The organism is Nostoc sp., assembly GCF_036918015.1.
GTDB lineage: Bacteria > Cyanobacteriota > Cyanobacteriia > Cyanobacteriales > Nostocaceae > Nostoc.
Genome location: NZ_JBALEO010000085.1, coordinates 42108 through 65093, shown reverse-complemented (window position 1 = coordinate 65093; position 22986 = coordinate 42108). Strand labels below are relative to the sequence as shown.

Genomic DNA, 22986 nt, shown 5'->3' with positions numbered 1-22986 from the left:
CAAGGGCTAGAGCCACTAGTGATGAACCATAAACCATCAAATATTATGGTGCAAGTAACGCAAATGTAAATAAATGTAACGAAAATGACGTTAAAACGTTTTACTGTCTTGACAAGCAAGAAAAGAACCGATAACTTGATATACATACCCGGGTAAGACCGTTAAAGAGTTATATGCAAACGCAAACTAAGCAAAAGGTCACTTTGTATTTATCGTCAGAGTTGCACAGAAAACTGAAGATTCGTTCAGCAATCGATTCCGAGCCAATGTCAGAACTTGCCGAGCGTGCCCTTGGTTTTTACCTATCTAATCAAGAATTAGTTGACGAGTTAGAAGATTCTAGTTATGGGCGGACTCATAGAGTTTATTCATGTCCGACTTGTGATAGCTCACTAGTATTACGTGATGGGGAACTGGTTACTTTAGGCAATCAACCAGGAGTAGTTGGTCAAGAGCATCTTTCTATTGATGAGATGGATGAAGATGAAACCAATCCCAAGGGCGAGGAAGAGTTAGTTCCTTGCTAAATAGATATTCATGATTTGGTTGTCTTTACCAGAAGCAATGTCTCTACTGTCTCTATAAGGTCTCAAGTAGGTCGAAGTATGAAAGAAGAGCTCAATATCCTAATTCAAGCTCAATACCCTTTAATCTACCTTGTGACCTCCGAGGAAGAGCGGGCCGAGCTAGCAGTTTCCACAATCGCCCAGTTGTTAAAGCCCCAGCGCCGAGTATTTATTTGGACAGTAACACACGGGATTGTCGAGTATGGTCAACCCCGGAATGTCACCCAACATAATACCGTGTCTCCAGAGGCGGCGATTGAGTGGATAATTCGGCAGAAAGAACCAAGTATATTTATTCTTAAAGATTTACACCCCTTTATAGATGCGCCTGCGACTAACAGATCGTTACGTGATGCGATCGCTAGTTTCAAAGGTATGCAGAAGAACATCATATTGATGTCTCCAATGCAACAAGTACCTATAGAACTGGAAAAAGAAGTTGTTGTTCTCGACTTTACATTGCCAGATATGGCTGAGTTGAACAAAGTCTTAACTCACCATATAGACCAAAATCGTGGTCGCCGACTGACAACAGAAGCCAGAGAAAAACTTCTTAGAGCCGCTTTAGGTCTAACTAAAGACGAAGCTGAAAAAGTCTACCGTAAGGCACAGGTAACTACAGGGCGTTTGACGGAAGATGAAGTAGATATCGTTTTATCTGAGAAAAAGCAACTAATTCGGCGCAATGGAATCTTAGAATATATCGAAGAAGATGAAACCATTGATGCTGTAGGTGGCTTAGAAGAGTTAAAAAGATGGCTCAAGCAACGCTCTAACGCTTTCACAGAAAGAGCGAGAGAGTATGGTTTGCCTCAACCAAAGGGGATGTTAATTTTAGGAGTTCCTGGTTGCGGTAAGTCATTAATTGCTAAAACTACTTCCCGGCTGTGGGGTTTACCACTGTTGCGGTTGGATATGGGGCGAGTCTACGACGGCTCAATGGTGGGACGAAGTGAGGCAAATCTGCGAAACGCCCTGAAAACAGCAGAATCTATTTCCCCAGCGATTTTGTTTATCGATGAGTTAGATAAATCCTTTGCTGGTAGTGGAGGTTCATCTGATTCTGATGGGGGGACTTCCAGTAGAATCTTCGGCTCTTTCCTCACATGGATGCAAGATAAGAAATCACCAGTGTTCGTGATGGCAACAGCCAACCGAGTCGAACGTTTACCTGGCGAGTTTCTGAGGAAAGGACGCTTTGATGAAATTTTCTTTGTCGATCTGCCAACACCGGAAGAACGGCAACAGATTTTTAATATTCACCTGACGAAACGCCGTGAAGACATCTCTCGATTCGATCTTGAGCAACTAGCCAAGATGTCTGATGGCTTTTCTGGGGCAGAAGTTGAGCAAGCGATCGTTGCGGCAATGTATGAAGCTTTTGCCCAAGATCGGGAGTTCACCCAACTAGATATTATTGCTGCACTAAAGGCAACATTGCCGCTGTCTCGAACGATGCAAGAACAAGTAACGGCTCTGAGAGATTGGGCCAGACAGCGCGCACGCCCCGCAGCATCCTCCGTAGCTGAATATCAGCGAATGGAGTTTTAAAAGCTTTCCTCTGCCATCCCAGGGGGAAAGGCTAGCTGAAAATGCTAGCAGTTATAAAAAAAGCCGCATCCTGTTAAGCGCGGCTTCGCCCAAAACAAACCGTTGTCGTTTTTCTCAATCTTCTCATTGGAGGAAACCCAAATGTCTCACTTTAGCACCCTGCGTACCAAAATCACCGATGCCGAAATCCTCAAGGCTTCCTTGCGCGACCTCGGTATCAGCGTAAAGACTGAAGCTGATGTCCGTGGTTATAACGGTCAGCGTGTCCGTTCTGACATCGTTGCCGTGTTGGAAGGCGAATATGATCTCGGCTGGTCTCGCAATGGCGATGGTTCTTTTGACCTAATCGCTGACTTGTGGGGCGTTGCTAAGAAGCACAACCAAACCGAGTTGATCAACTCAATCAACCAAAAGTATGCCGTTAACAAAACTTTGGCTGAAGTGAAACAGCGCGGTTTGCAAAACGCCAATGTGAAATTGGTATTGCAATAACAATTTCTCTGCGCGTTCCCAAAGCTGCACGGGTTAACCATATAAATAGCGGTTAGCCCGCTTTTTTATCGGGACTGAGATTGATTTCTCAGTCCTGATTTTTATAAAATTTTATCCTTCAGTCGCACTCAGCTAAACATAAATAAGTCTAGCTCATCTACATTGTGAATAATATTGGAATCAGGAACATTATATGACACTGCTAGTTTAATACTAGCTTGCAGCCTCAATTCTACATTTAAACTAGGGTTAAAAGCTGCTTGAGCTAAGTTACCCAATTTTTCATAAGTAGCAATAATATTAGCGACAGTAGTCTTGTAATCCTGATCAATTTGAGCAAGTAACTTTTGATAATGCTGCTCTACTTGCTTACACAGTTTTGTATTTTCTCCTAATAAATTTTTGCAGAAATCGGAAACAATACGACCAGCAATTGAACCAATAACCGCACCAATAACAGGAACAGGTATCAATGCTTGTCCTATAGCTGCTCCAGTCGCCACTATTGCAGAATCTGCACAAGCAAATAAACTCAATTCTACAAATTCTTCTGAAGAAATTTCTCCGCGATTCCAACTTTTTACCAAACTGGCAACTTCCATACCAGCACTGACAAATGCACCAGCTAAGGGTGCAGACATATCGGCGAAATTAGTTAACCCATAAATTGCCGTCGCTGATATACTACTAAGTGTTGCACCTGTAGCTGTATCTATACCAATTTCTTTCCAATCTTCAAGTGTTAACTCACCTTTAAAAACATTTTTTCCTTCCTTATATTTTCCATAAATTTTAGTAGCAAATCTAATGCTACCTCCTATAACTGCACCTTTAACGGCAACCCGACCAAAATCAGTTATGTTAGGTTGAGCTTCGGTACGTATTCTGTCTTTAATTTCTACGTTATCTCTCTTTAATTCTTTGTCATGGCGAGCTAGCGTATCATCGACTTTACCTATTTGTACATCTGAATAATTAGATAATCCTGGTCTAACAGTTTGGCTAAATGAATGACCAGACATTTGCTCTATTTCTTGAACTTTTTCTTGTAATTTTTGAGCAGTACGAGTTGTTATTCCTTCTACATTTTCACCATTCAAAATCTTTTGAATAGTCTCATACTGGTCTTTAGGTATATGGTAAAAAGACCCATCTCTTCCAAAATTGTCATATTTTTTCATGTGGTCGAGAACATGATCCAGAGTATTTCCCGTACCATTGATAAATTTAGACTGTACCTGAACCCCGTTAATTAAATAATCTTCTGGTGCTGTTCTTCCAACTCCCTCAAATGTGGCGCTAGGAGTCGAAGAGTTCAAGAGCGATTTAGCATTACGAATACCAACTTCTACTTGTTCAGCTATTTCACCGTGTTTTGTGCTTGTATTTCCCAAAATATTTTCAGGAGTAGCTAAAAAATCACGGACTTTATCAACTTCTTGAATAGCCGCAAAAAAGGCTTGATCTTGTTTACTGAGTTCCGCAGCTAGTTGTTCTGCTTGATACAGATTATCTTCTGCTACAATTGCAGCAATAAACTGATTTGTCTGATGTCTATTTTCCAATTTATCCATATACCAAACCTTTCATGTGTTGACCTAGCAAAATAATTGAGCTACCAACGGAACAAGGTTAGTAGCTCACTATAAACTTACGAATTATTTCTACAGCTTGAGGTCTACTGTTTTTTTGAGTGACTGACTCAGCACATGGATAGAATTAATTAAAACTGCCAGTCTTTCTTTGAAAGGCTGACTGAATTGTGGGTAATCTTTAGGAGCATTCTTTTGGAAGTATTGGATTTCGCTATAAATGAGATCAGCTAATCTGATCGTTTCCTTCTCAATAAGTTCTACTTCTTGTTTTGATGCGTTGACTTTAGGTATCAAACCTTCAATTTCAAAGGCGCGGCTATTGGCTTCTTTGCCAATTTTCTTATTTTCATGCTCTAAAAATAATCCACTAGTAGCTAAAGCTGCACCTCCAATAGCCCAGCCAACAGGCCCAGCCATTGCTAATAATGCACTTCCACCTGCCATGCCAGTACCTCCAGCAGTAAGCGCACCACCTCCTAATAAGGCTAAAGCAGCATTAGTAGCCGCAGCACCAGAAAGAGAAGATATTGCAACACCTGTTGATGCTGTACCGAAAGTAGTTGCAAATGCCATTGCAGCTGTCGGGCCAAGAAAGGCAACTCCTGCTCCAGCGACTAAGCCAGCACCAGCAGTAGAACCTGCTACAAAGTTTTTGTTGGTGTTTGCATCAATTAGCTGCCAGTCTTTACCTGTAATTTCTTTAAGCTGAAATTTAAGTTCAGCAATAACTTTGCTAAATTCTTTTGGTGAATTTGCCAGTGTGTTTATGTAACTTTCGCAAAGTTTAATAGTCTCAACCCCACGCTTGACTCGGTTTTGATAAAGACTTGCAGCCGCATCTTGTAAACACTTACAGGCGTTTTCGTATTTATCTACTGCACTGCGTAGCCTCTGTTGAGCCTCTTTCCTGTATGTTCTTTTAAACATTGATTTGTTAATACCTAAAACTAAATAAATTATTTGTTTTGACCTAGTTTTCTAACTATATAAAAAACGTCATACAAACTTAATTGTATAAACACTGAACTTGCACCAAAATTTTGTATGTTTAGGTAAAATAGTGGTTATAATTAATTTTTGGGTAATTTACCGAAAGTTTTGTAAAGTATTCAATTCTATATCGATAAATATAAGTGTTTGTACTTTACACTGTTCCATGTTCTCTTACAAAACTTGCTATTTATCTCTCTCACAACGCAATTAAATTAATGAAATTAAACTTAATTCAGCACCAGATCCAACTAACATCTTTGTATTAGATTCTATATCTCCGTGTTTTAAAATAACTCTATAATTTGGTTGCCAATCATGGCGAGTCACGGTGCGGAAGCGAATTGGTAAAATTTATTTCTATAGAAGCAGTGCGACGGGGAACTAGGTAAATTAAAAAAGGCTGTTTCGCAGCATTAGCTAATGCTAAAACTTCGCGCAAATTTTCGCTGCGAGCAATTATTCCATTCGCATTGTAAGCGATATATTGATTTTTATATAAATCTAATAACATCTGGCGGTTACGATTTAACCACTTGAGTATTTCATCTGTTTCTCTTTTAGAGGGAGTTGTGTTCATATATTTAATTTTGTCTGTAGATGTGGAATATCTCTGGCACTATTTTAATTGTCTGGTGCAAGAGGTGAGCTACCAAACCTGACTTAAATCTAAATCTAAAATAAACTCACCACTAGAACTAAAACCCTTCACTTGTATCATTTTGCTTGTTTCTGGTAATGTCCGATCGCACCACTGGAGATCCACTTTTACGCCTATAGCTTAGACTTAAAAAAAAGCTTAGTATCGATGAATCAAAGTCTAAGTGCTACTCCCAGCCTGGAAGAACACACTCATGAAAATCTTGTTGCTACCAAACAACAGCTATTTGGGAAGCAACTAATTGTCCTTGTCTTGGAAATGCTTCTGGCATTACCTCTGGGTTTACTCCTGGCAAAGTTCCAAATTGGCAGGATTGCCTGGATATTTGGCGGGATTGCCGCTGGTACAGTGGTTCTCCAAGGGTGCCGGATTTTTTATCAATATTCTCCCCAACCTAACCGCACTGCTAGAAAAGTGGGAATGGCACTTGTCGGCTTAACTGTCGGCGCTTCCAATGCCCACGCTAATCTAGCTAGTGTTGCTTCCGGTATTCCTATATTTATTTTTCTTACCTTATTTCTGCTACTGAGTGGAGGCTGTATCGGTTACATTTACTCTCGCGTTAGCAAAACCAACCTATTTACAGCAATGCTGGCTACAGTTCCTGGTGGTGTAGGAATTATGGCAGCGATCGCAGCCGATTACAATAAAAATGTTAGCTTGGTTGCCCTAGTTCAGGCGATTCGCGTTACCTGTGTAGTTGTTCTAATTCCCTTCATCGCTAGGACATCGGCTGGTAATGATTATCCGCAAACACTCCCAATCAACGCCGCTTGGCTCAATCTCGATCCATCTCAACTAGAATTACTCTTATTAGTACTCCTAATTACTGGATTAGTAGTTTATCCAGCTATATTGTTTAAAATACCCGCTGGCGATTTCTTTGGTGCATTGTTGATTGGTATCGGGTTTAATCCTTTGCTACATTGGCTGCCCTTTGTGGGTGATATTAGCTTTAGTCCGCCGCCAATAATAAACTTATTGGGCCAAATGCTCCTGGGAATTACGATTGGTGAATATTGGGGAGACAAACCCAACTTTAGAAAGCGGACTGTCGCCTATGCTTTGATGTCTGTGGGTATGACTCTCGTAGCCGGAGCGATCGCTGCTATACTTGCGATGCAATTAACCTCTTGGGACTGGTTAACCTGTCTTTTAGTCACAGCACCAGGAGGATCGGCAGAAATGATCCTAGTTTCCCTAACATTGAATCATAATGTTGAAATTGTTACAACTGGTCATTTGGTGCGACTAATTGCGATTAATAGTTCTCTACCGCTTTGGCTGTTTTTGTTTCGTCGTCTGGATGAGCAACTTTCTGAACCAGTTTAATTGATGAAGGTATTGGTAATGGGGCATTAGTTTTTGACAAATGACAAATGACAAATGACAAATGACTAATAACAAAGATGCAACTTGAATGCTGGTTAGCTTATCCTTTTGTTATCCAAATACTAAGGATGCTTTAGATGGTTGCCCAAATTCAAGAACTTGAAGCGCAGCACTGGGTTAAAACTCGTTCTTCCCTTGACCCTACCGAATCCACTTTCCTGATTTGGAAAGGTAAAATTTACGCCTTTATCCCCGGTGAGAAAAGACAACTCTTGTTTAAGATGCTGGGATTAAGCGTTAGCCGATGTATTCCCACAGCAGAGGGTAGTTGGGATTTTACTTCTAGGGAACTAACTTACTACCTCAACCCAAAAACAGATGAGGTTTTATCGAAATGGGAGAATCCTTGGACAGGCGAGACAGTTCCGGTGATTCACGTTGCCAATAATCCTGTACAGGGAAAGTTTGAGGGAAATTTCCCCGCACAAGTAGATGGTGACAGCACAACCTTCGTTTTTGATATTTTTCCTTATTACCCTAATCCCTTAGCAGACGATCGCAAATTTGCTGAATACAGCCCAAATCCAATTTATCAGGCAGCGGAATTGTTTAAATTAACAGTGCCAACCGCAGATTTATTCAACCCAGCACTTAAATCAGTTTCTGAACTCAAACTGAGTTGGGATCGGATTGGTCAATGGCTGCCCTGGATGAAAATGGGCGATCGCCCCGGTCAACTAATCTACAGTGCTGTTGGTAGCAAAGTCAATGGTTTAACAGAACTGCCCCCACTGCTGCAAGACGAAATTAATAACCGTATTCCTTTATATAAACAAGCCCCAAAAGCATTGATAGATGGGGAAGATATGACTTCTTGGTTGTACTTCCAAAAGCACTTTCAAGCTTATTTAGCTGGTGAAATCTTCCCACTTCCGCAAGCAGAAGAGTTGTAAACTAGTTGAAAAGAACTATCGATCTCTTGCCAGGAGATAGCTGATGGCGATCCGAGAAGCAAACTTAACCGATGCACCCGCGATCGCCAAAGTGCATGTAGACACTTGGCGAACAACCTACAGTAACTTAATGCCAGCAAAGTTTCTCGCAGATTTATCTTATGAAGAACGAGAGACAAAATGGGTAAAAATTTTGAGCAATATAACTCAGGATAATTTCACATATATTGCTGAGGATGAAATCGGGCAAGTAATTGGTTTTGCTAGTGGAGGTAAAGAGAGAACAGGCGATCGCCTTTATCAAGGTGAGTTGTATGCTATCTATATTCTAGAGAAGTACCAGCACCAAGGTTTAGGATATCGCCTGGTTTCCACCATCGCCACCAGGCTGATGCAGTCTGGTATTAGTTCAATGTTAGTGTGGGTTTTAGCTGATAACCCCGCAGTCCATTTCTACCAAAGCCTTGGTGGTCAACAGGTGTACCAAAAGCAAATCGAGATTGCCACAGTCCAACTGGTTGAGGTTGCATACGGTTGGACGGATACGCGAAGAGGGATTATTTAAAATTTGGCGATCGCTAAATTGGGGATTGGGGACTGATGACTGAGGAAGAGTTTTTCAATGCCCAATGCCCAATTCACTCTTGACCTGAACAATCAAATAGATGTAAACCTAACCGTTGGGAAAGTTCTTCACACACCTTCACCCCCCGTACACTATTACCACGCACATCCAACAGGGGCGAAAACACTCCGATGCCCATTTTATTGGGTACAACAGCAATAATCCCACCACAAATACCGCTTTTCGCCGGAATCCCAATTTTATAAGCCCACTCACCTGCAAAGTTGTACATTCCACAGGTATACATAACACTCAGAATATCTTTGATGTAACGCTTATCTACCGCCCGATCTTTGGTAATTGGGTTAATACCTCTGTTAGCAAGGGTAGCCGCCATCACCGCCAAGTCTTGACAATTCACCATCACAGCACACTGCTGGAAATAAAGATCCAGCGCCTCCTCAATGTTTCGGTCAATCATGCCAAAATTGAGCATCAAATGCGCCATTGCGCGATTGCGATGCCCTGTACTGCGTTCTGAGGTAAAAACTGAAATGTCAACGAATACGTCGCGGCCAATATATCGGCGAAACATATCTAGCATCCGATTGAGGCGTTCGGTTGGGCCGGAACCTTTGATTAAGCTAGTGGTGGCGATCGCTCCAGCGTTTACCATTGGATTATAAGGTCGCTTCGATTGCTCATCCAAAACAATCGCGTTGAATGCATCTCCCGTCGGTTCCACGCCAACTCTAGTTAAAACATAATCTAGTCCATGATCTTCTAAGGCAAGTCCATAAGCAAACACCTTAGAAATTGACTGAATGGTAAAGAGTTGCTCCCAGTCCCCAACTTTGTAAACCTGACCATCTACTGTCACAATGCAAATGCTGAACAAATCCGGGTTTGCCTTTGCCAGTTCGGGAATGTATTTCGCTACTGCACCCTCCCGCAGTGATTTGTACTGGGAATGCAACTCGTTGAGAAAAGCTAATAATGGTGATGGCTCTATTTCTAAATCTCCTTGATGCACTTGGTTTGTCATTAGGCTGATGGCATTTCCCAAAATACCTACTATATATAGAAGAGGTACAGCTGTACATCCCTACTGTTACAAAGATTTTGCCAAAAATAGCTTGCTCTAAAAAATCATACTTGAGCAATTACTGAGGAAAAACAGGATAGCTTGTGATTTTTAATACACGCAACATCTGTTATCCAAGCGATCGCAAAGTTTTCTTAATTTTTAAGTCATTAATCCTGAAAAATATTCATTTGAGTATTGTCCTTTTTTTTATACTCAGCAATACGGTCAGAAGAAGTTATATTTATCACCAATATCAGTCTAGTTGTGGAGAATCAAAGTAATGATTGATGTAAGTAGAAAAAACTTTGAAAAAATATATCAGACTCAAGCTAATTTGCATAATTTTTTAAGATGTAACTCATATCACGACTTACTCATAGTTAAATCTAAATATTTCATTAAATAAATGATTTTAAGTATTTATGCCGATGCTATTTAATTAAAGTTATATTACCTTCTTATAGGAAATAGCTAAAAGTAATGTGATCTAGAATACACGGGTAGTTGCGAGCCTTTAGAAGCGATGTGAATAGGGTATCGCTACTTTAGTGTGAAATAAGCGTAAAGTTTTTTTAATAAATTTTTGACTTACAGAAAAAAGCGTTACATAGCCAAAGTCCGCTTTTGAGAAAGGTTTCGACCTTCAAATTGGAATGGGAATTTGAGAAAGTGGCCGATAGTTACGCTAAAACCCTGATCCCCAAGCCAAAAGGTTCGTGTTAGTCTGTTGCAGTTATAAAGAACAAAGTGAAAACGGAACGAGTTCGAGTTTTTCAAAAGGGAAATCACTTTCATTAGTGATAAATCCCGCGAGTTATAAAACTTTAAGTTCTACAGTCGCTTTCAAAAACGGACGCATGAATCAAAGACATTTGTGGACTATTGTTGCCCTGTTTCTGACTGTTTTGGGAATACCATCAGTCGGTTGCACTCAAACCACCAAAGGAAATGCGCTAGCATCCCAAAAATCACCTGCCCCTGATGTGGTTAAGGTGGGAGAGTACCAATCAACAGCAGGGAAACAAACCTTGGATGCTGTGATTACAGAAATTCATCCTCACAACATTAGAGGACGTAAGGCGGCAACCCTTTTTATCAAAAATATACCTGTTCTCACCTTTTTGAGTTCTGTATCAAATACGAATCTTGAGACTAAAAAAGTTGGTGCAATTGGCAATACTGGGGGCGTACAAGGGTACGCCCTTATTGCTAGCAATTCATCAAATGCATTAAATACTGGGAACCTAACAGATGCGAGTAATCAGATTAGCTCCGCTGACAATGACCCGGTTCAGATAGCTGGTGTAATCGCAGCTAAGATCAACCAGTTGAATCGGGAAAACGTGGACGGGAGTAAGATTACCGTCAGTTGGAAAGCAGGGGAAAAATCTACTGCCAATCAAGCGCAAAACAAAAGCGTTCCTGTCCAACAAAATGGCGATCGCTATGTAATCAAAATTAATGGCGAAGAGTTGGTCGAAATTAGCGAAGGTACGCGATTAGCAGGTAGTACCAACGATTTAGCGCAAGATGCATTGCAAGCAACCAATCGCTTGCGGAGGCTACTAGGTAATGCATCTCCTCTAAAAGAGATTGCAAATTTACCAGTGCGTCAACAAATATCAATACCAAAGCTACCCCAACAGATTGCAGTCGGAGTAGTGCGAGCCACCCTGAGAGGCATGGCTTCTTATTACGGCTATGACGGTTCTGGTAATCGCACTGCTAGCGGTCAGAGATTTAATCCCGAAGCAATGACTGCCGCTCATCGTAGTTTACCCTTTGGTACGCAAGTTCGTGTAACTAACACTCGCAACGGTCGTTCCGTAGTGCTGCGGATTAATGACCGAGGCCCATTCATTCGGGGTCGAGTCATTGACGTGTCTGCCGGCGCGGCTCGGATTTTGGGAATGATGGGCAGTGGTGTTGCACCAGTGCATATTGAAGTTTTGGGTAAATAATCGAGTAGGTTACAGGTTACAGGTTACAGGGAAAAGATTATTCCCTATCACCTGTCACCTATAACCTTTCCCCAATCCCCAATCCCAGTTCCGTATCACTTAATTCCCCTAGTTCAATCAACTCTTCCCTCTATTTCGGATATAAACTAACGGGGGAGGGATCGATAAGAACTAGGGGTATTTTTGTGCGCCTGCTGACAACAGTCGCAGCTTTACGCTGCTATTTAACTAAACGCTGCTCAGAAAACAAGCTAATTGCGGTTACTGAGGATCTGAGACTAGATGAGATGACTGGCTGGTATCAGACGGCAGTCGGTCTGGTGCCAACGATGGGAAATTTGCATCAAGGTCATTTAAGCTTAATCCAACGGGCGCGGCACGAAAATTCGACGGTGATTGTGAGTATTTTCGTCAATCCCCTACAATTTGCTCCTAATGAGGATTATCAACGCTATCCCCGCACTTTAGAGCAAGACCAACAACTTTGCGAACAAGCTGGGGTAGATGCCATTTTTGCACCGAGTCCTGAAGAGATGGCAGTTCCCCAGAAGAGTATACAAGAATCAAAGGTTACACAAGTTATCCCCCCATCTGCTATGATGACAGGCTTGTGTGGTCGTTCTCGGCTGGGTCACTTTCAAGGTGTCGCTACGATTGTTACCAAGCTTTTCAACTTGGTAGAGCCTGACCGTGCTTACTTTGGTGAAAAGGATGGTCAGCAACTAGCAATTATTAAACGCTTAGTGGCTGACTTAAATTTGCCAGTAGAAATTGTTGCTTGTCCAACAGTTCGGGAAGCGTCGGGTCTGGCCTTCAGTTCTCGCAATCAATATTTGACTGCAACGGCAAAAGAGCAAGCAGCAGTATTATATCGCGGCTTGCGACGAGCTGAAGCTGCATTCATTGCAGGCGATCGCAATAGCAACAAGTTGATAGCAGTGGTACAGCAAGAAGTGGCAATGGTCAGCACGGTCTCAGTGGAATATATTGAATTGGTTGAACCGACTACGTTAATGTCTTTAGAAAAAGTTGAGGAGGAAGGAATGTTGGCGATCGCAGCTCGTCTTGGTGCTACACGTTTGATTGACAATATCATATTGTGCGATCGTCAACCCATTATCGCTATTGATGGCCCAGCTGGGGCTGGAAAATCCACGGTGGCGCGGCAAGTGGCAGCAAACCTGAGTTTAGTGTATTTAGATACAGGAGCGATGTACCGTGCTGTCACTTGGTTAGTACTGCAAAAGGGGATTGCGATTGACGATGAGTGTGCGATCGCCGAATTAGCTAATCAGTGTAAAATTGAACTTACTCCCACCGAGGATTTACAATCGTCCGTGCAGGTTTGGATTGACGGTACTGATGTTACCCAGGTAATTCGCACCATTGAGGTAACTTCTCTTGTATCTGCGATCGCGGCACAAAGCGCTGTCCGTCAGGCACTGGTTAAACAACAGCAAAGCTGGGGAAAAAAAGGTGGTTTAGTCGCTGAAGGTCGGGATATTGGTACTCACGTATTTCCCGATGCCGAAGTTAAAATCTTTTTAACCGCTTCTGTCGGTGAACGCGCCCGTCGCCGCCAGCAAGACTTTCACACCCAAGGTCAACCGGAAGTGAGTTTAGAGCAGTTGGAACGGGATATTGCCGAACGTGACTGGAAAGACAGCACTCGCAAGGTTTCTCCTTTGCAAAAAGCAGCAGATGCGATCGAACTTCAAACTGATGGTTTGGACGTGTCTGAAGTCACGGCACAAATAGTTAACTATTACCAACAGCGTTTATCTCAGTGTTAATTACTGCTATTTGCTGTTAGTTTTTTAGTTTCAAAGGGTGGTGGGTGAATGATTGTTTACTTACCATCCTTAAAACTGTATTTAAAAAGAAAATAGATAATTTTACTATTGGCTATATTTTTTGAAAATTAACACTTATTAAGTGTTAATAAATATTACATTTATTTAAATATAAAATCATCTCGCTTTCGACTGATTTTGTAAATCGTAATTAATCTTACTAAAGATAGAAGTATTAAAGCTTTAATTGCTAAATGCTAGTTAGTTACTGGCCTTTCGCTATAAGATATTAGTCATTTTTATTTATAGTCAGGAATTACTATTGATTTGACTTATCACCAAAGTACTTTGTTTCCGTCTTCACTTTATCTACACTTTGGTAGTAGAATGACGATGTTAAGTTTTATGTTTCACTAATCAAAGACATAAAACCCCTACAAATAAAAGCTATTAATTTCCCAAACTTTTGCAATAGCTTAAAACTGGAAACCGGTAAAGAGAGGATTTGACACAATGGCATTTGTACAGCCCCCACTACCCTTTGAAAAAGATGCTCTAGAGCCTTTTGGCATGAAAGCTGAAACTTTTGAGTATCACTACGGCAAGCATCATAAAGCTTATGTAGACAACCTCAACAAGCTCACTGAAGGTACAGAACTTGCTGATAAGTCCCTAGAAGAAGTGATCAAAATTTCGTTCCAAGACTCCTCTAAGGTGGGAATCTTCAACAACGCTGCCCAAGTTTGGAACCACACTTTCTTCTGGAATTCTTTGAAACCACAAGGTGGTGGCACACCCACAGGTGAACTCGCAGCCAAAATCGATAAAGATTTTGGTAGTTTTGACAAATTCAAGGAAGAGTTCTCTAACGCGGCTGCAACTCAATTCGGCAGTGGATGGTCTTGGCTGATCGATGATGGTGGTACGCTAAAGGTGATCAAAACACCAAATGCAGAAAATCCCCTAGCTCATGGTAAGAAGGCACTCCTAACCTTGGATGTTTGGGAACACGCCTACTACATTGACTACAAAAATGCCCGTCCAGCGTTCATCAAGAATTTCCTAGAAAACTTGGTCAACTGGGACTTTGCTGCTGAAAACTTGGCTAAAGCTTAATTACTTGACAGTTTTGAACTGAGTGCGATGCTTCTTAGTAAGCTGCTTCCTAACTTTTGAGAATGGCAAAGCTAAATTCGTCTACGCGGCTTGTGCCAGACTATCTAAAGTAGAAGCAATAAGTTAATTTACAAAATTTGAAGCAGAAAGCCCACCAGCAAAGGGAGAAGTTCTTTTTAATTTCTCCCTTTTCTGTTTTCCAGGAGTGGGACGGGCATCGCCTAAATATAAAGTGAGATGAAAATCAAAATATAAAACATTATGGATAGCAAAGAACTAGCGCAATACATCGAAGCAACAAATAGTATCTCTAAACCTTGGGTATTGGTACAACTGCGCCTCAAAAAATTGCAAGAGCGTCGAGCCACGCTAACAAATGATGTCTACACCAAAGAATTAGAAGACATTTACCAAGACTTGATGAATTTAGGAGAATGGTGGCGCGGTATTGAAGATGAGGTATTTTGAGGTATTTTAAAGTGAGGAGTTATGAGTTATGAGTTATGAGTTTTCCTAACTTTTAACTCCTAACTCCTAACTCCTAACTCCTAACTTAAAACGCAACCTGATGGCTCAAGCTCTCGATCAAGTCGATTACGATACTCTCGATGCTGCAAAACGACGCTTCATCGATGCCGCAAAACGCACACTCGGCTTTGCAAGCGCTTATGGCATCGTGCCCGCGTCAGGTCTGGGAGCAAGCGCCAACGCTTTCAGCTTCAACCTCGCTCCGTTTCTAGAGGCGGGGGCTAGAGAACTTTCGATGACACTTGTGCCGGAAGGACTAGGCACCGCAGACGATACGCGCCCTGACGATCTTTCCGAAGAAGAACTTAGACGATTCTGGTGGAATATTGGGATCAAAATCATCTCGTGTCTGACGAACGATGCCGCAACTTCAGGTATGCAGACTATACTTCTCGGTCTTTATCTACCGTCGAGTACTCCTGAAACAATCTTTACCCCTGCTTTCCTTGATGGGTTTCTGGATGGAGTAGTTGAGGGCTGCAAACGAGTGGGATGTGTCTATCTTTCAGGGGAAACTCCTCAGCTAAAAACCAAGATGATTCCAGGGCGGCTCGACATCGCAGGCTCAGTTTTTGGGGTTATGCCCCCTGGTGTCGCTCCCATTGATAGCTCGCGTCTGGATGCCGGAAATACTATTGTTCTCATCGAAAGTTCGGGCCCCCATGAGAACGGCTTTACCCCACTGCGAAAGCTTGCTGAGTCGCTTCCTGATGGTTATAGAACAAAACTTCCGAGTGGGCAGGAGTTCTGGGAAGCGATGAATGCTGCGTCGTATCTTTACACCCCGCTTGTACAGGCGGTGCTTAGTGAGGGAATTCGTCCCACGGCGATGGAGAATATTACTGGTCATGGCTGGCAAAAGCTGATGCGGTCGGTGAAGCCGCTGCGATATGTCATCGAAACGATGCTCCCAGTACCAGAGATATTTACATTTGTTGAGAGTCATCTTGAGGGCGGGGCCGAGACGATGCTTTCGGTGTTCAATTACGGTGCAGGATTCGCATTCTATACAGAGTCTGAGCAGGATGCAGAGAGAATTGTCCTGCTTGCAAGAGAACATCAACTTTCGGCTGCGATCGCTGGAAGAGTTGAAGCGTCTGTTTCCCGCGAGGTAGTCATAGAACCCCTTGGAGTTACCTTAAAGGGAGATTCTTTTGGAATTGCGCGAGGGGTATAATCCAACCCAAGCGTAGGCATAGCCCATGCCTGTGGTGGGCTACGTCTACGCTAAAGTCATTTTGCTTAGAAAAAAGCTGTAATTACTGAGATAAATAATATTTTTTACACACAAAAGCAATTTACATTTCAGGCTTATTAGAGATAATTACTCTACTAAACCTTTATTTTCTAAGTCATTTAACACAGATGCTATAGGCACATTGATAAAACTTTGGATGTAATATTTACTACTACTTAAAATTAAAGTAGTGCGAATCACCCATGACCACTGAGATTAAGATTTGCTAACGTAGTCTTAACATATTGAAAAATTTGCTGAAAAAGCTGAGAAAGTAGCTGCCGATACTAATTTTTAGTGTTGGTTCTTTCTCATCCAGAGATGTAGCGTTTTGGTGTGTTAAGAATATATATTTTCTTCAGAGGGGGTTATGGTTGTAAATTTGGCCCGTACTACAGCTTCGGCAGAACTTTTAAAGCAAGTATTCCGTAACATTGATGCACATAGTTGTCCAAAGTTATTCAACTTTCACATGCACACTGTCTTCTCGGATGGCAAGTTGCAGCCGAGTGCATTGATGGAACAGGCGATCGCGATTGGGCTAAAAGGGTTAGCCATCACCGATCATCATGGTATTATCGGCTATCAAGCAGGCCTTGCTTGGTTAGAAGATTGGAAGTGGAATAATCCTCATGCAACAACTCCTCATCTGTGGAGTGGCGTGGAAATTAATGCCAACCTTTTGAATATAGAAGTTCACATTTTGGCTTACGCTTTTACACCAGAACACCCTAGTATGAAACCCTATCTGCAAAGAAGGCCGACTACAGGGCAAGAATATCAGGCAAGTAACGTGATTGCCGCTATTCATGAGGCTGGGGGATTGGCAGTTTTGGCTCATCCAGCTCGTTACAAGCGATCGCTTTTTGACTTAATTCCAGCTGCATCCGAAAAGGGCATTGATGGTGTGGAAACTTTCTACGCCTACAATAACCCTAACCCTTGGAAACCCAGCGTATTGGAATCAGAACAAGTGCAAAAGTTGGCTGATGAATACTTTCTTTTCAATACCTGTGGTACTGATAGCCACGGTTTGAGTCTGCTACAACGCTTGTAAAGATGAATCAATTTTTTTAAATCTCCTGGTTAAATCTGCCAGGAGGTTATCTTTTTTTGGATACTCAATAGTCAATTTGTTTTATTAGAGTTAATTTCAAGAGATTGAGAGGCTATCTTGATTGTCTCTTTGGCAGCTTTTTCCTTACGTTCACTATAGCGGTCTGTGAGATAATCAACTTTGTCACGCAATAGCAAAGTAAATTTGTAAAGTTCTTCCATCACATCGACAACGCGATCGCGGTAGGGCGAATCCTTCATAGTCCCGTCTTCGTTAAACTCCTGATATGCTTTGGCCACTGAGGATGGTTTTAAACCATTCTCAGTTTATGGGAATGGCCACCAAGGAAAAACATGTTTAGCAAGCTCGTTAAGAAGTTTAATAACAGTGTTATTTACAAAATAACCAATGGTTTCTTCAATCTTTTGACCCCAGTCTTGTGCGTCTTCTGCTATATATTTTTCTCCATATCCTCCCAATTTCTCACCAATACCTATTTTGGCTTCCTTCTTAGCTTTCTCTGAACGATTTTCATGTAGTACAGTATTCGTAAATTCACCGAATTCTTTAAAAAAACCACTTTTGGCTTCCTCCTTAGCTTTCTCTGAACGATTTTCATTTAGTACAGAATCCACAAACGTTAACTTTTTCTCTTTAGGGATTGCATAGACAATTGTTTCCACAAGTGTTACCACGTTATATTTTTTACGACAGGAGACTGGGATAACGTTTTTGGTATCAAGACCAAACCTTTTAGCAACATCCTTTATCTTGGCATCAATATTTTTTTGCTGTTCACACCCAGGAATAGAGTTGTTTAAATCCCATTTATCCATCGGTTCAACCTTATCAACCTGGTTCAGCACAATGATAAAAGGCTTACCTTGTACCAAGTGAGGCTTGACGACATTGTGATAAAACTCTTCATCAGTACTAAAAGCTCTGTCATCTGCTTTGAGAACCCACAAAACTACGTCTAATTCTGGCAACTGTTTAGAATATAAATCTTTATATTCGATATCTCGCTCTTGACTTTCACCTACACCAGGTAAATCAACTAATTTGATATTTCCTGAACCCTCACCTACTGGATATTCATGAGGTATTCGTGTAATAGATTCAATGTGACCGATAGGTGCAACGTCTTTTCCAAAAAGAGCGTTGCAAAGGCTTGATTTTCCTACACCTGTCTTACCAAGAATGCCTATTTTGGGCTGATAATTAAACGTTTTTAAAATAAAATTTTTTATTTTTGTTGCTACTCCAGGCTGTAGTTTGTAAAGGTGATCGAATTGGTCTAATACATTTTCTGGCATATTCATCATGAAGAACATCATCTTAGAGAAAGACTAGCTGTATTATTCCCAAAAAATTTATTTCATGATCACAAAGCATATATAACGCAAACGCGATCGCTCTTGATTAGCTTTTTAAATGAGTATTTTTTTCACTTATGAGAAATCTGAGCTTTGTTCTATGAGGCGATCGCGGTAGGGCGAATCCTTGATAGTGTCGTCTTTGTTAAACTCCTGATATGCTTTGGCCACTGAGGATTGATTGGGGGTTATCGCCGACCTAAAGGTACAGGGATTCTAATCATTACTGATTAGGTTTTCTCTTTGGCAGCTTTTTCCTTACGTTCGCTATAGCGGTCTGTGAGATAATCAACTTTGTCACGCAATAGCAAGGTAAATTTGTAAAGTTCTTCCATCACATCAACAACGCGATCGCGGTAGAGCGATTCCTTCATAGTCCCGTCTTCGTTAAACTCCTGATATGCTTTAGCCACTGAGGATTGATTGGGGATTGTGAACATCCGCATCCAGCGTCCAAGAATTCTTAATGTGTTGACAGCGTTAAAAGACTGAGATCCTCCACTCACTTGCATCACAGCCAAAGTCCTCCCTTGAGTCGGGCGAACGGCTCCAATACTAAGCGGAATCCAATCAATTTGGTTTTTCATAATGCCAGAAATCTGACCGTGTAACTCTGGGCTAGACCAGACTTGGCCTTCTGACCACAAGCTTAATTGACGCAACTCCTGCACCTTTGGGTGGGTGTCAGGTACGCTGCCGTAAATCGGCAGTTCACGGGGATCGAAAAACTTTACCTCTGCCCCCAATTCTTCAATGATGCGTGCGGCTTCCTCTGCCAAGAGGCGGCTATAGGAACGCTCGCGCAGGGAACCATACAAAAATAAAATTCTGGGGGGATGGTCAAATGTCGTCATGGTAATTGCTTATTTTTTTCCAACTCTCGCAAAAATCTGCTTTGGGCTTCTCGCAATTCGACATCAGGATTTGCGTGTTGGATTTTCTGGATGGCGTCGTTACAGCACTTTGCAAGGAAGTGAAGTACACCCTTCCATTGCTTGGGGCTAAGGTGAATTACCCCCCTTAATCCCCCCGATGTATTGGGGGGAAACAGCAAATCTAGTTCCCTCCCCTTTATAAGGGGAGGGTTAGGGTGGGGTAGTTTTGTACCTCATCAACTCGCAATCCGCTGTATAAGACGAGCCAGTGTAAATCAGGTAAGAAGCCAGTATCGTTCCTATTCGTCGTCTTCCACTGGTGCAATGAACTGCAACAGCGTTGCCAATGCCTTTTTGAATATCAATATTTATCGAGCAGTTGTAAATTCTTTATTCGCAGACTCAATTAATTGAGTCACCCGTTCTTTGATTTCATCGCGGACTCTCGGAAAAATTTCTGGTTGTTCTGCTGGATCGTCTAACTGCCAATCTTCAAATACTTCTCGCACAACCCACTCAGGCGGTAAATTCACCCCACAGCCACACAAAGAAATCACTATATCAAAGTCTTGTGCTTGGAAATCACTCAGGGGTTTAGAGTGTTGATCGGTAATGTCGATACCAATTTCTTTCATGGTTGCGATCGCTTCTGGTCTAACCTGACTTGCTTCTAAACCAGAGCTAATCACTTCAATTTTTCCCTTACCAAGGATTTTAGCAAAGCCTTCCGCCATTTGGGAACGGGCAGAATTCTTTTTGCAGACAAACATCACACGTTTCATGGTTCAAATCCTCCGAATAATTTGACTAAATTTAAAAGTTTCTCGATTCAGATGGCGAAAAATAACGTTTTTCAAACCAGAAAGCCACATTAACCAGACCAATCAATACAGGCACTTCCACCAGAGGCCCGACGACGGCGGCAAAAGCAACACCCGAATTAATGCCAAATACTGCGATCGCCACTGCGATCGCAAGTTCAAAATTATTTCCTGCCGATGTAAACGCGACACTTGCGGCTCTAGAATAGTCTGTTTTAACGCGCCAAGCCATGTAAAAGCTGACCAAAAACATAATGAAGAAGTAGACGATCAACGGAATTGCAATCTTCACCACATCGAAGGGGATCTGAACAATCAAATTCCCTTTCAAGCTGAACATAACGACGATTGTAAATAACAGAGCAATCAGTGTGATCGGGCTGATTTTAGGTACAAATTCCTCGTGATACCACTGCTTACTTTTCACTTTTACTAAGAAGTAACGAGTGAAAAATCCAGCTAAAAAGGGAATACCAAGATAGATAAACACACTTTCAGCAATCTCGGCAATGCTGACATTAACAACACTGCCTTGTAATCCAAATAGTGGTGGCAGTACAGTAATGAAAAACCAAGCATAAGGACTATAAAAGATGACTTGAAAGATACTATTGAAGGCAACCAATCCAGCCGTGTACTCTGTATTGCCTCGTGCCAAGTCACTCCACACAACTACCATTGCAATACATCGGGCTAATCCAATCAAAATCAATCCCGTCATGTATTCTGGGTAATTATGTAAGAAGATAGCTGCCAGAGCAAACATCAAAATTGGCCCAATGATCCAATTCTGAATTAGTGAAACACCAAGAATTTTTCCGTTGCGAAATACATCCCCTAATTCTTCATACCGCACCTTGGCTAAGGGCGGATACATCATCAAAATTAACCCGATGGCAATTGGTATATTGGTTGCTCCCACCTGGAACTGATTGATAAAGACTTCTACTCCAGGAAAGAAATAGCCTAGAGCAACGCCGATAGCCATTGCTAAAAAAATCCATAAGGTTAGGAAACGGTCAATAAAAGAGAGGCGTTTTGAAGTTTTTTTGTTCATTAAAATTAACCCCATACATGAATGCAGGAGCTTTGAGCAGGAATTTCAGATTATTCAATCCAACATCCAAAATTGAAAATCTAAAATTCGTGGAGTTATATCAAGAGTATATATCTATCATTTCAAAAAAAGTTGATTTGTCAATGCCGATAAAACTAAAATTAAATAAAATATCACAAAAAAAATTGATGAATATTTAAGGCTCGCAGGGGGGGCGAATAGGTAATATGGGGCTAAAACGGCGGAATTCTGCTAAATACTGCTCTAAGGCAACAAACTGCGGTAGATTGAGGCTGTAGTAAATCCAGCGCCCTTCTTGACGAGCGCGAACTAAACCCGCTTCTTTAAGAGTTTTGAGGTGAAAAGACAGTTTAGATTGAGTGGTTCCCAGGTGGTCACACAGGTCACAGACGCATAGTTCTTGAGAGCGCAGCAGTTCTAATACCTGAATCCGTAGGGGGTCAGACAGGGCATGAAAACCAGCAGCGATCGTCTCAGGAGTGAAGGTGCTATTAGAAGCCATCAACTTTTCTTGAAGTATTTCTTTATGGTAAAGTCTAAATCATCGGTTAAACAATACCTTTACCGAAAAGAAAGGGTCAACCCCTTCTCTGCGAGACGCTACGCGAACGGGGAATTCAAAATTATGAATTCAAAAAATGGTCAGTCTATAGTCGATTCTTAGTTGGAATTACAATCATTGAGAAATAGGGTACTTCGGCTGGATCGACTTCATCTAAGGGGATGATGCGTTGCTGTGATGTTGATGCCCGCTCAATATATCTTGCTCGTGACGCTAGCCCTAATTTATGCAGGATATCTCGTACTTTGGTAAAGTGACGACCTAGTTTCATAATTGCGGCTGCGTCGGTCATCAGCAGATGTGTAGTCAGTTCTTCTGCCGGCAATGGGGCGGGTAAGACTGTGAGGATATCGGTGTAATAGGTGAAAGGTACACCCAAGGCTACCGGACAAGCCATTAGTGAGGAAACTCCAGGGACAACTTCTGTTTCGTATTGGTCACATAACCGCGTGAACAGGTACATGAAGGAACCATAGAAAAATGGATCGCCCTCGCATAACACTACGACATCTCGACCGGCTGCTAAATGGTCGGCAATTGGTTGAATTTCGTTGTCATAAATAGACTTAGCCTTCTCTGGTTCCAAAGCGCGGGGGAGGTGAAATAGTACCTCGATTTGATTGCCAGGAAGATACTGCGCCACGATCGCTCTAGCGATACTTTGTTTATCTGTGGCTGATTGATAAGCTACCACAGGAGCCGCACGTAATAGCCGCAGCGCTTTGAGGGTCAATAGTTCGGGATCGCCCGGGCCGACACCAATACCATAGAGACGACCTTTGGGTTGCAT

General features: G+C 41.9%; 23 protein-coding genes and 1 pseudogene. 12 read left to right on the top strand and 12 right to left on the bottom strand.

All coding sequences use genetic code 11. The features are described 5' to 3' along the window. The first annotated feature begins 173 nt into the window (after nt 1-173). From V7K61_RS25740 to V7K61_RS25730, 3 genes are all read left to right on the top strand, one after another. Complete coding sequence (locus V7K61_RS25740) at nt 174-527, top strand: hypothetical protein (RefSeq protein WP_094350627.1); 354 nt, start codon at nt 174-176, stop codon at nt 525-527. 78 nt (nt 528-605) lie between these two features. Then, entirely contained in the window at nt 606-2117 is a 1512-nt protein-coding gene (ycf46, locus tag V7K61_RS25735) for a stress-responsive protein Ycf46 (protein ID WP_335057762.1), read from the top strand. Nucleotides 2118-2258: 141 nt separating this feature from the next. Then, complete coding sequence (locus tag V7K61_RS25730; protein ID WP_094350625.1) at nt 2259-2609, top strand: DUF1257 domain-containing protein; 351 nt, start codon at nt 2259-2261, stop codon at nt 2607-2609. Nucleotides 2610-2737: 128 nt separating this feature from the next. On the opposite strand, the gene V7K61_RS25725 is transcribed toward V7K61_RS25730, so the two are convergent. From V7K61_RS25725 to V7K61_RS25715, 3 genes are all read right to left on the bottom strand, one after another. After that, nucleotides 2738-4183 (bottom strand): hypothetical protein, encoded by a 1446-nt coding sequence (locus tag V7K61_RS25725; protein ID WP_335057760.1) that lies wholly within the window; start codon nt 4181-4183, stop codon nt 2738-2740. A gap of 90 nt (nt 4184-4273) precedes the next feature. Beyond that, nucleotides 4274-5131: a hypothetical protein gene (locus tag V7K61_RS25720; protein WP_335057758.1), complete on the bottom strand. Its 858-nt coding sequence runs from the start codon at nt 5129-5131 to the stop codon at nt 4274-4276. A gap of 379 nt (nt 5132-5510) precedes the next feature. After that, a complete protein-coding gene (locus V7K61_RS25715) occupies nt 5511-5774 on the bottom strand; it encodes a DUF5678 domain-containing protein (RefSeq protein WP_335057756.1) in 264 nt (87 codons plus the stop codon). Nucleotides 5775-6002: 228 nt separating this feature from the next. Between V7K61_RS25715 and V7K61_RS25710 the strand changes: the two genes are divergently transcribed. From V7K61_RS25710 to V7K61_RS25700, 3 genes are all read left to right on the top strand, one after another. Next, nucleotides 6003-7187, top strand: coding sequence for an AbrB family transcriptional regulator (locus V7K61_RS25710; RefSeq protein ID WP_335057754.1), 1185 nt, complete (start codon nt 6003-6005; stop codon nt 7185-7187). A gap of 137 nt (nt 7188-7324) precedes the next feature. Beyond that, nucleotides 7325-8140 (top strand): DUF1838 domain-containing protein, encoded by an 816-nt coding sequence (locus tag V7K61_RS25705; RefSeq protein ID WP_335057752.1) that lies wholly within the window; start codon nt 7325-7327, stop codon nt 8138-8140. Nucleotides 8141-8183: 43 nt separating this feature from the next. Beyond that, entirely contained in the window at nt 8184-8705 is a 522-nt protein-coding gene (locus V7K61_RS25700) for a GNAT family N-acetyltransferase (protein ID WP_335057750.1), read from the top strand. Between the two features lie 73 nt (nt 8706-8778). On the opposite strand, the gene glsA is transcribed toward V7K61_RS25700, so the two are convergent. Continuing rightward, nucleotides 8779-9750 (bottom strand): glutaminase A, encoded by a 972-nt coding sequence (glsA, locus tag V7K61_RS25695; RefSeq protein WP_335057748.1) that lies wholly within the window; start codon nt 9748-9750, stop codon nt 8779-8781. A gap of 899 nt (nt 9751-10649) precedes the next feature. On the opposite strand from glsA, the gene V7K61_RS25690 reads away from it, so the two are divergent. The 6 genes from V7K61_RS25690 to V7K61_RS25665 all read left to right on the top strand — a co-directional run bounded on the left by V7K61_RS25690 (nt 10650) and on the right by V7K61_RS25665 (nt 17484). After that, on the top strand, nt 10650-11753 hold the full coding sequence (locus V7K61_RS25690; RefSeq protein WP_335057746.1) for a septal ring lytic transglycosylase RlpA family protein: 1104 nt from the start codon (nt 10650-10652) through the stop codon (nt 11751-11753). 185 nt (nt 11754-11938) lie between these two features. Next, complete coding sequence (locus V7K61_RS25685; RefSeq protein ID WP_335057744.1) at nt 11939-13546, top strand: bifunctional pantoate--beta-alanine ligase/(d)CMP kinase; 1608 nt, start codon at nt 11939-11941, stop codon at nt 13544-13546. A 513-nt stretch (nt 13547-14059) separates the two neighbouring features. Further along, complete coding sequence (locus V7K61_RS25680; protein ID WP_094350617.1) at nt 14060-14662, top strand: superoxide dismutase; 603 nt, start codon at nt 14060-14062, stop codon at nt 14660-14662. Between the two features lie 261 nt (nt 14663-14923). Beyond that, a complete protein-coding gene (locus V7K61_RS25675) occupies nt 14924-15130 on the top strand; it encodes a hypothetical protein (RefSeq protein WP_069070599.1) in 207 nt (68 codons plus the stop codon). A gap of 100 nt (nt 15131-15230) precedes the next feature. Beyond that, the gene (locus V7K61_RS25670) at nt 15231-16367 is read left to right on the top strand and encodes an AIR synthase related protein (protein WP_335057742.1); all 1137 of its coding nucleotides are present in this window, start codon (nt 15231-15233) and stop codon (nt 16365-16367) included. A gap of 430 nt (nt 16368-16797) precedes the next feature. Next, on the top strand, nt 16798-17484 hold the full coding sequence (locus tag V7K61_RS25665; protein WP_335057740.1) for a PHP domain-containing protein: 687 nt from the start codon (nt 16798-16800) through the stop codon (nt 17482-17484). A 71-nt stretch (nt 17485-17555) separates the two neighbouring features. On the opposite strand, the pseudogene V7K61_RS25660 reads toward V7K61_RS25665, so the two are convergent. From V7K61_RS25660 to V7K61_RS25625, 8 genes and pseudogenes are all read right to left on the bottom strand, one after another. Continuing rightward, nucleotides 17556-17789, bottom strand: a pseudogene (locus tag V7K61_RS25660) (arsenical resistance protein ArsH); the annotation flags it as partial. A 21-nt stretch (nt 17790-17810) separates the two neighbouring features. Next, on the bottom strand, nt 17811-18809 hold the full coding sequence (locus V7K61_RS25655) for a GTPase family protein (protein ID WP_335057738.1): 999 nt from the start codon (nt 18807-18809) through the stop codon (nt 17811-17813). Between the two features lie 281 nt (nt 18810-19090). Next, nucleotides 19091-19714 (bottom strand): arsenical resistance protein ArsH, encoded by a 624-nt coding sequence (arsH, locus tag V7K61_RS25645; protein WP_335057736.1) that lies wholly within the window; start codon nt 19712-19714, stop codon nt 19091-19093. A gap of 231 nt (nt 19715-19945) precedes the next feature. Then, nucleotides 19946-20083, bottom strand: coding sequence for a phosphatase domain-containing putative toxin (locus V7K61_RS34225; RefSeq protein ID WP_442936366.1), 138 nt, complete (start codon nt 20081-20083; stop codon nt 19946-19948). Nucleotides 20084-20103: 20 nt separating this feature from the next. After that, entirely contained in the window at nt 20104-20517 is a 414-nt protein-coding gene (gene arsC, locus V7K61_RS25640) for an arsenate reductase, glutathione/glutaredoxin type (RefSeq protein ID WP_335057734.1), read from the bottom strand. 31 nt (nt 20518-20548) lie between these two features. Further along, on the bottom strand, nt 20549-21613 hold the full coding sequence (gene arsB / locus V7K61_RS25635; RefSeq protein ID WP_335057732.1) for an ACR3 family arsenite efflux transporter: 1065 nt from the start codon (nt 21611-21613) through the stop codon (nt 20549-20551). A 196-nt stretch (nt 21614-21809) separates the two neighbouring features. Next, complete coding sequence (locus tag V7K61_RS25630) at nt 21810-22136, bottom strand: ArsR/SmtB family transcription factor (protein WP_335057730.1); 327 nt, start codon at nt 22134-22136, stop codon at nt 21810-21812. Nucleotides 22137-22281: 145 nt separating this feature from the next. Next, on the bottom strand, nt 22282-22986 hold the full coding sequence (locus tag V7K61_RS25625) for a precorrin-2 C(20)-methyltransferase (protein WP_334933282.1): 705 nt from the start codon (nt 22984-22986) through the stop codon (nt 22282-22284).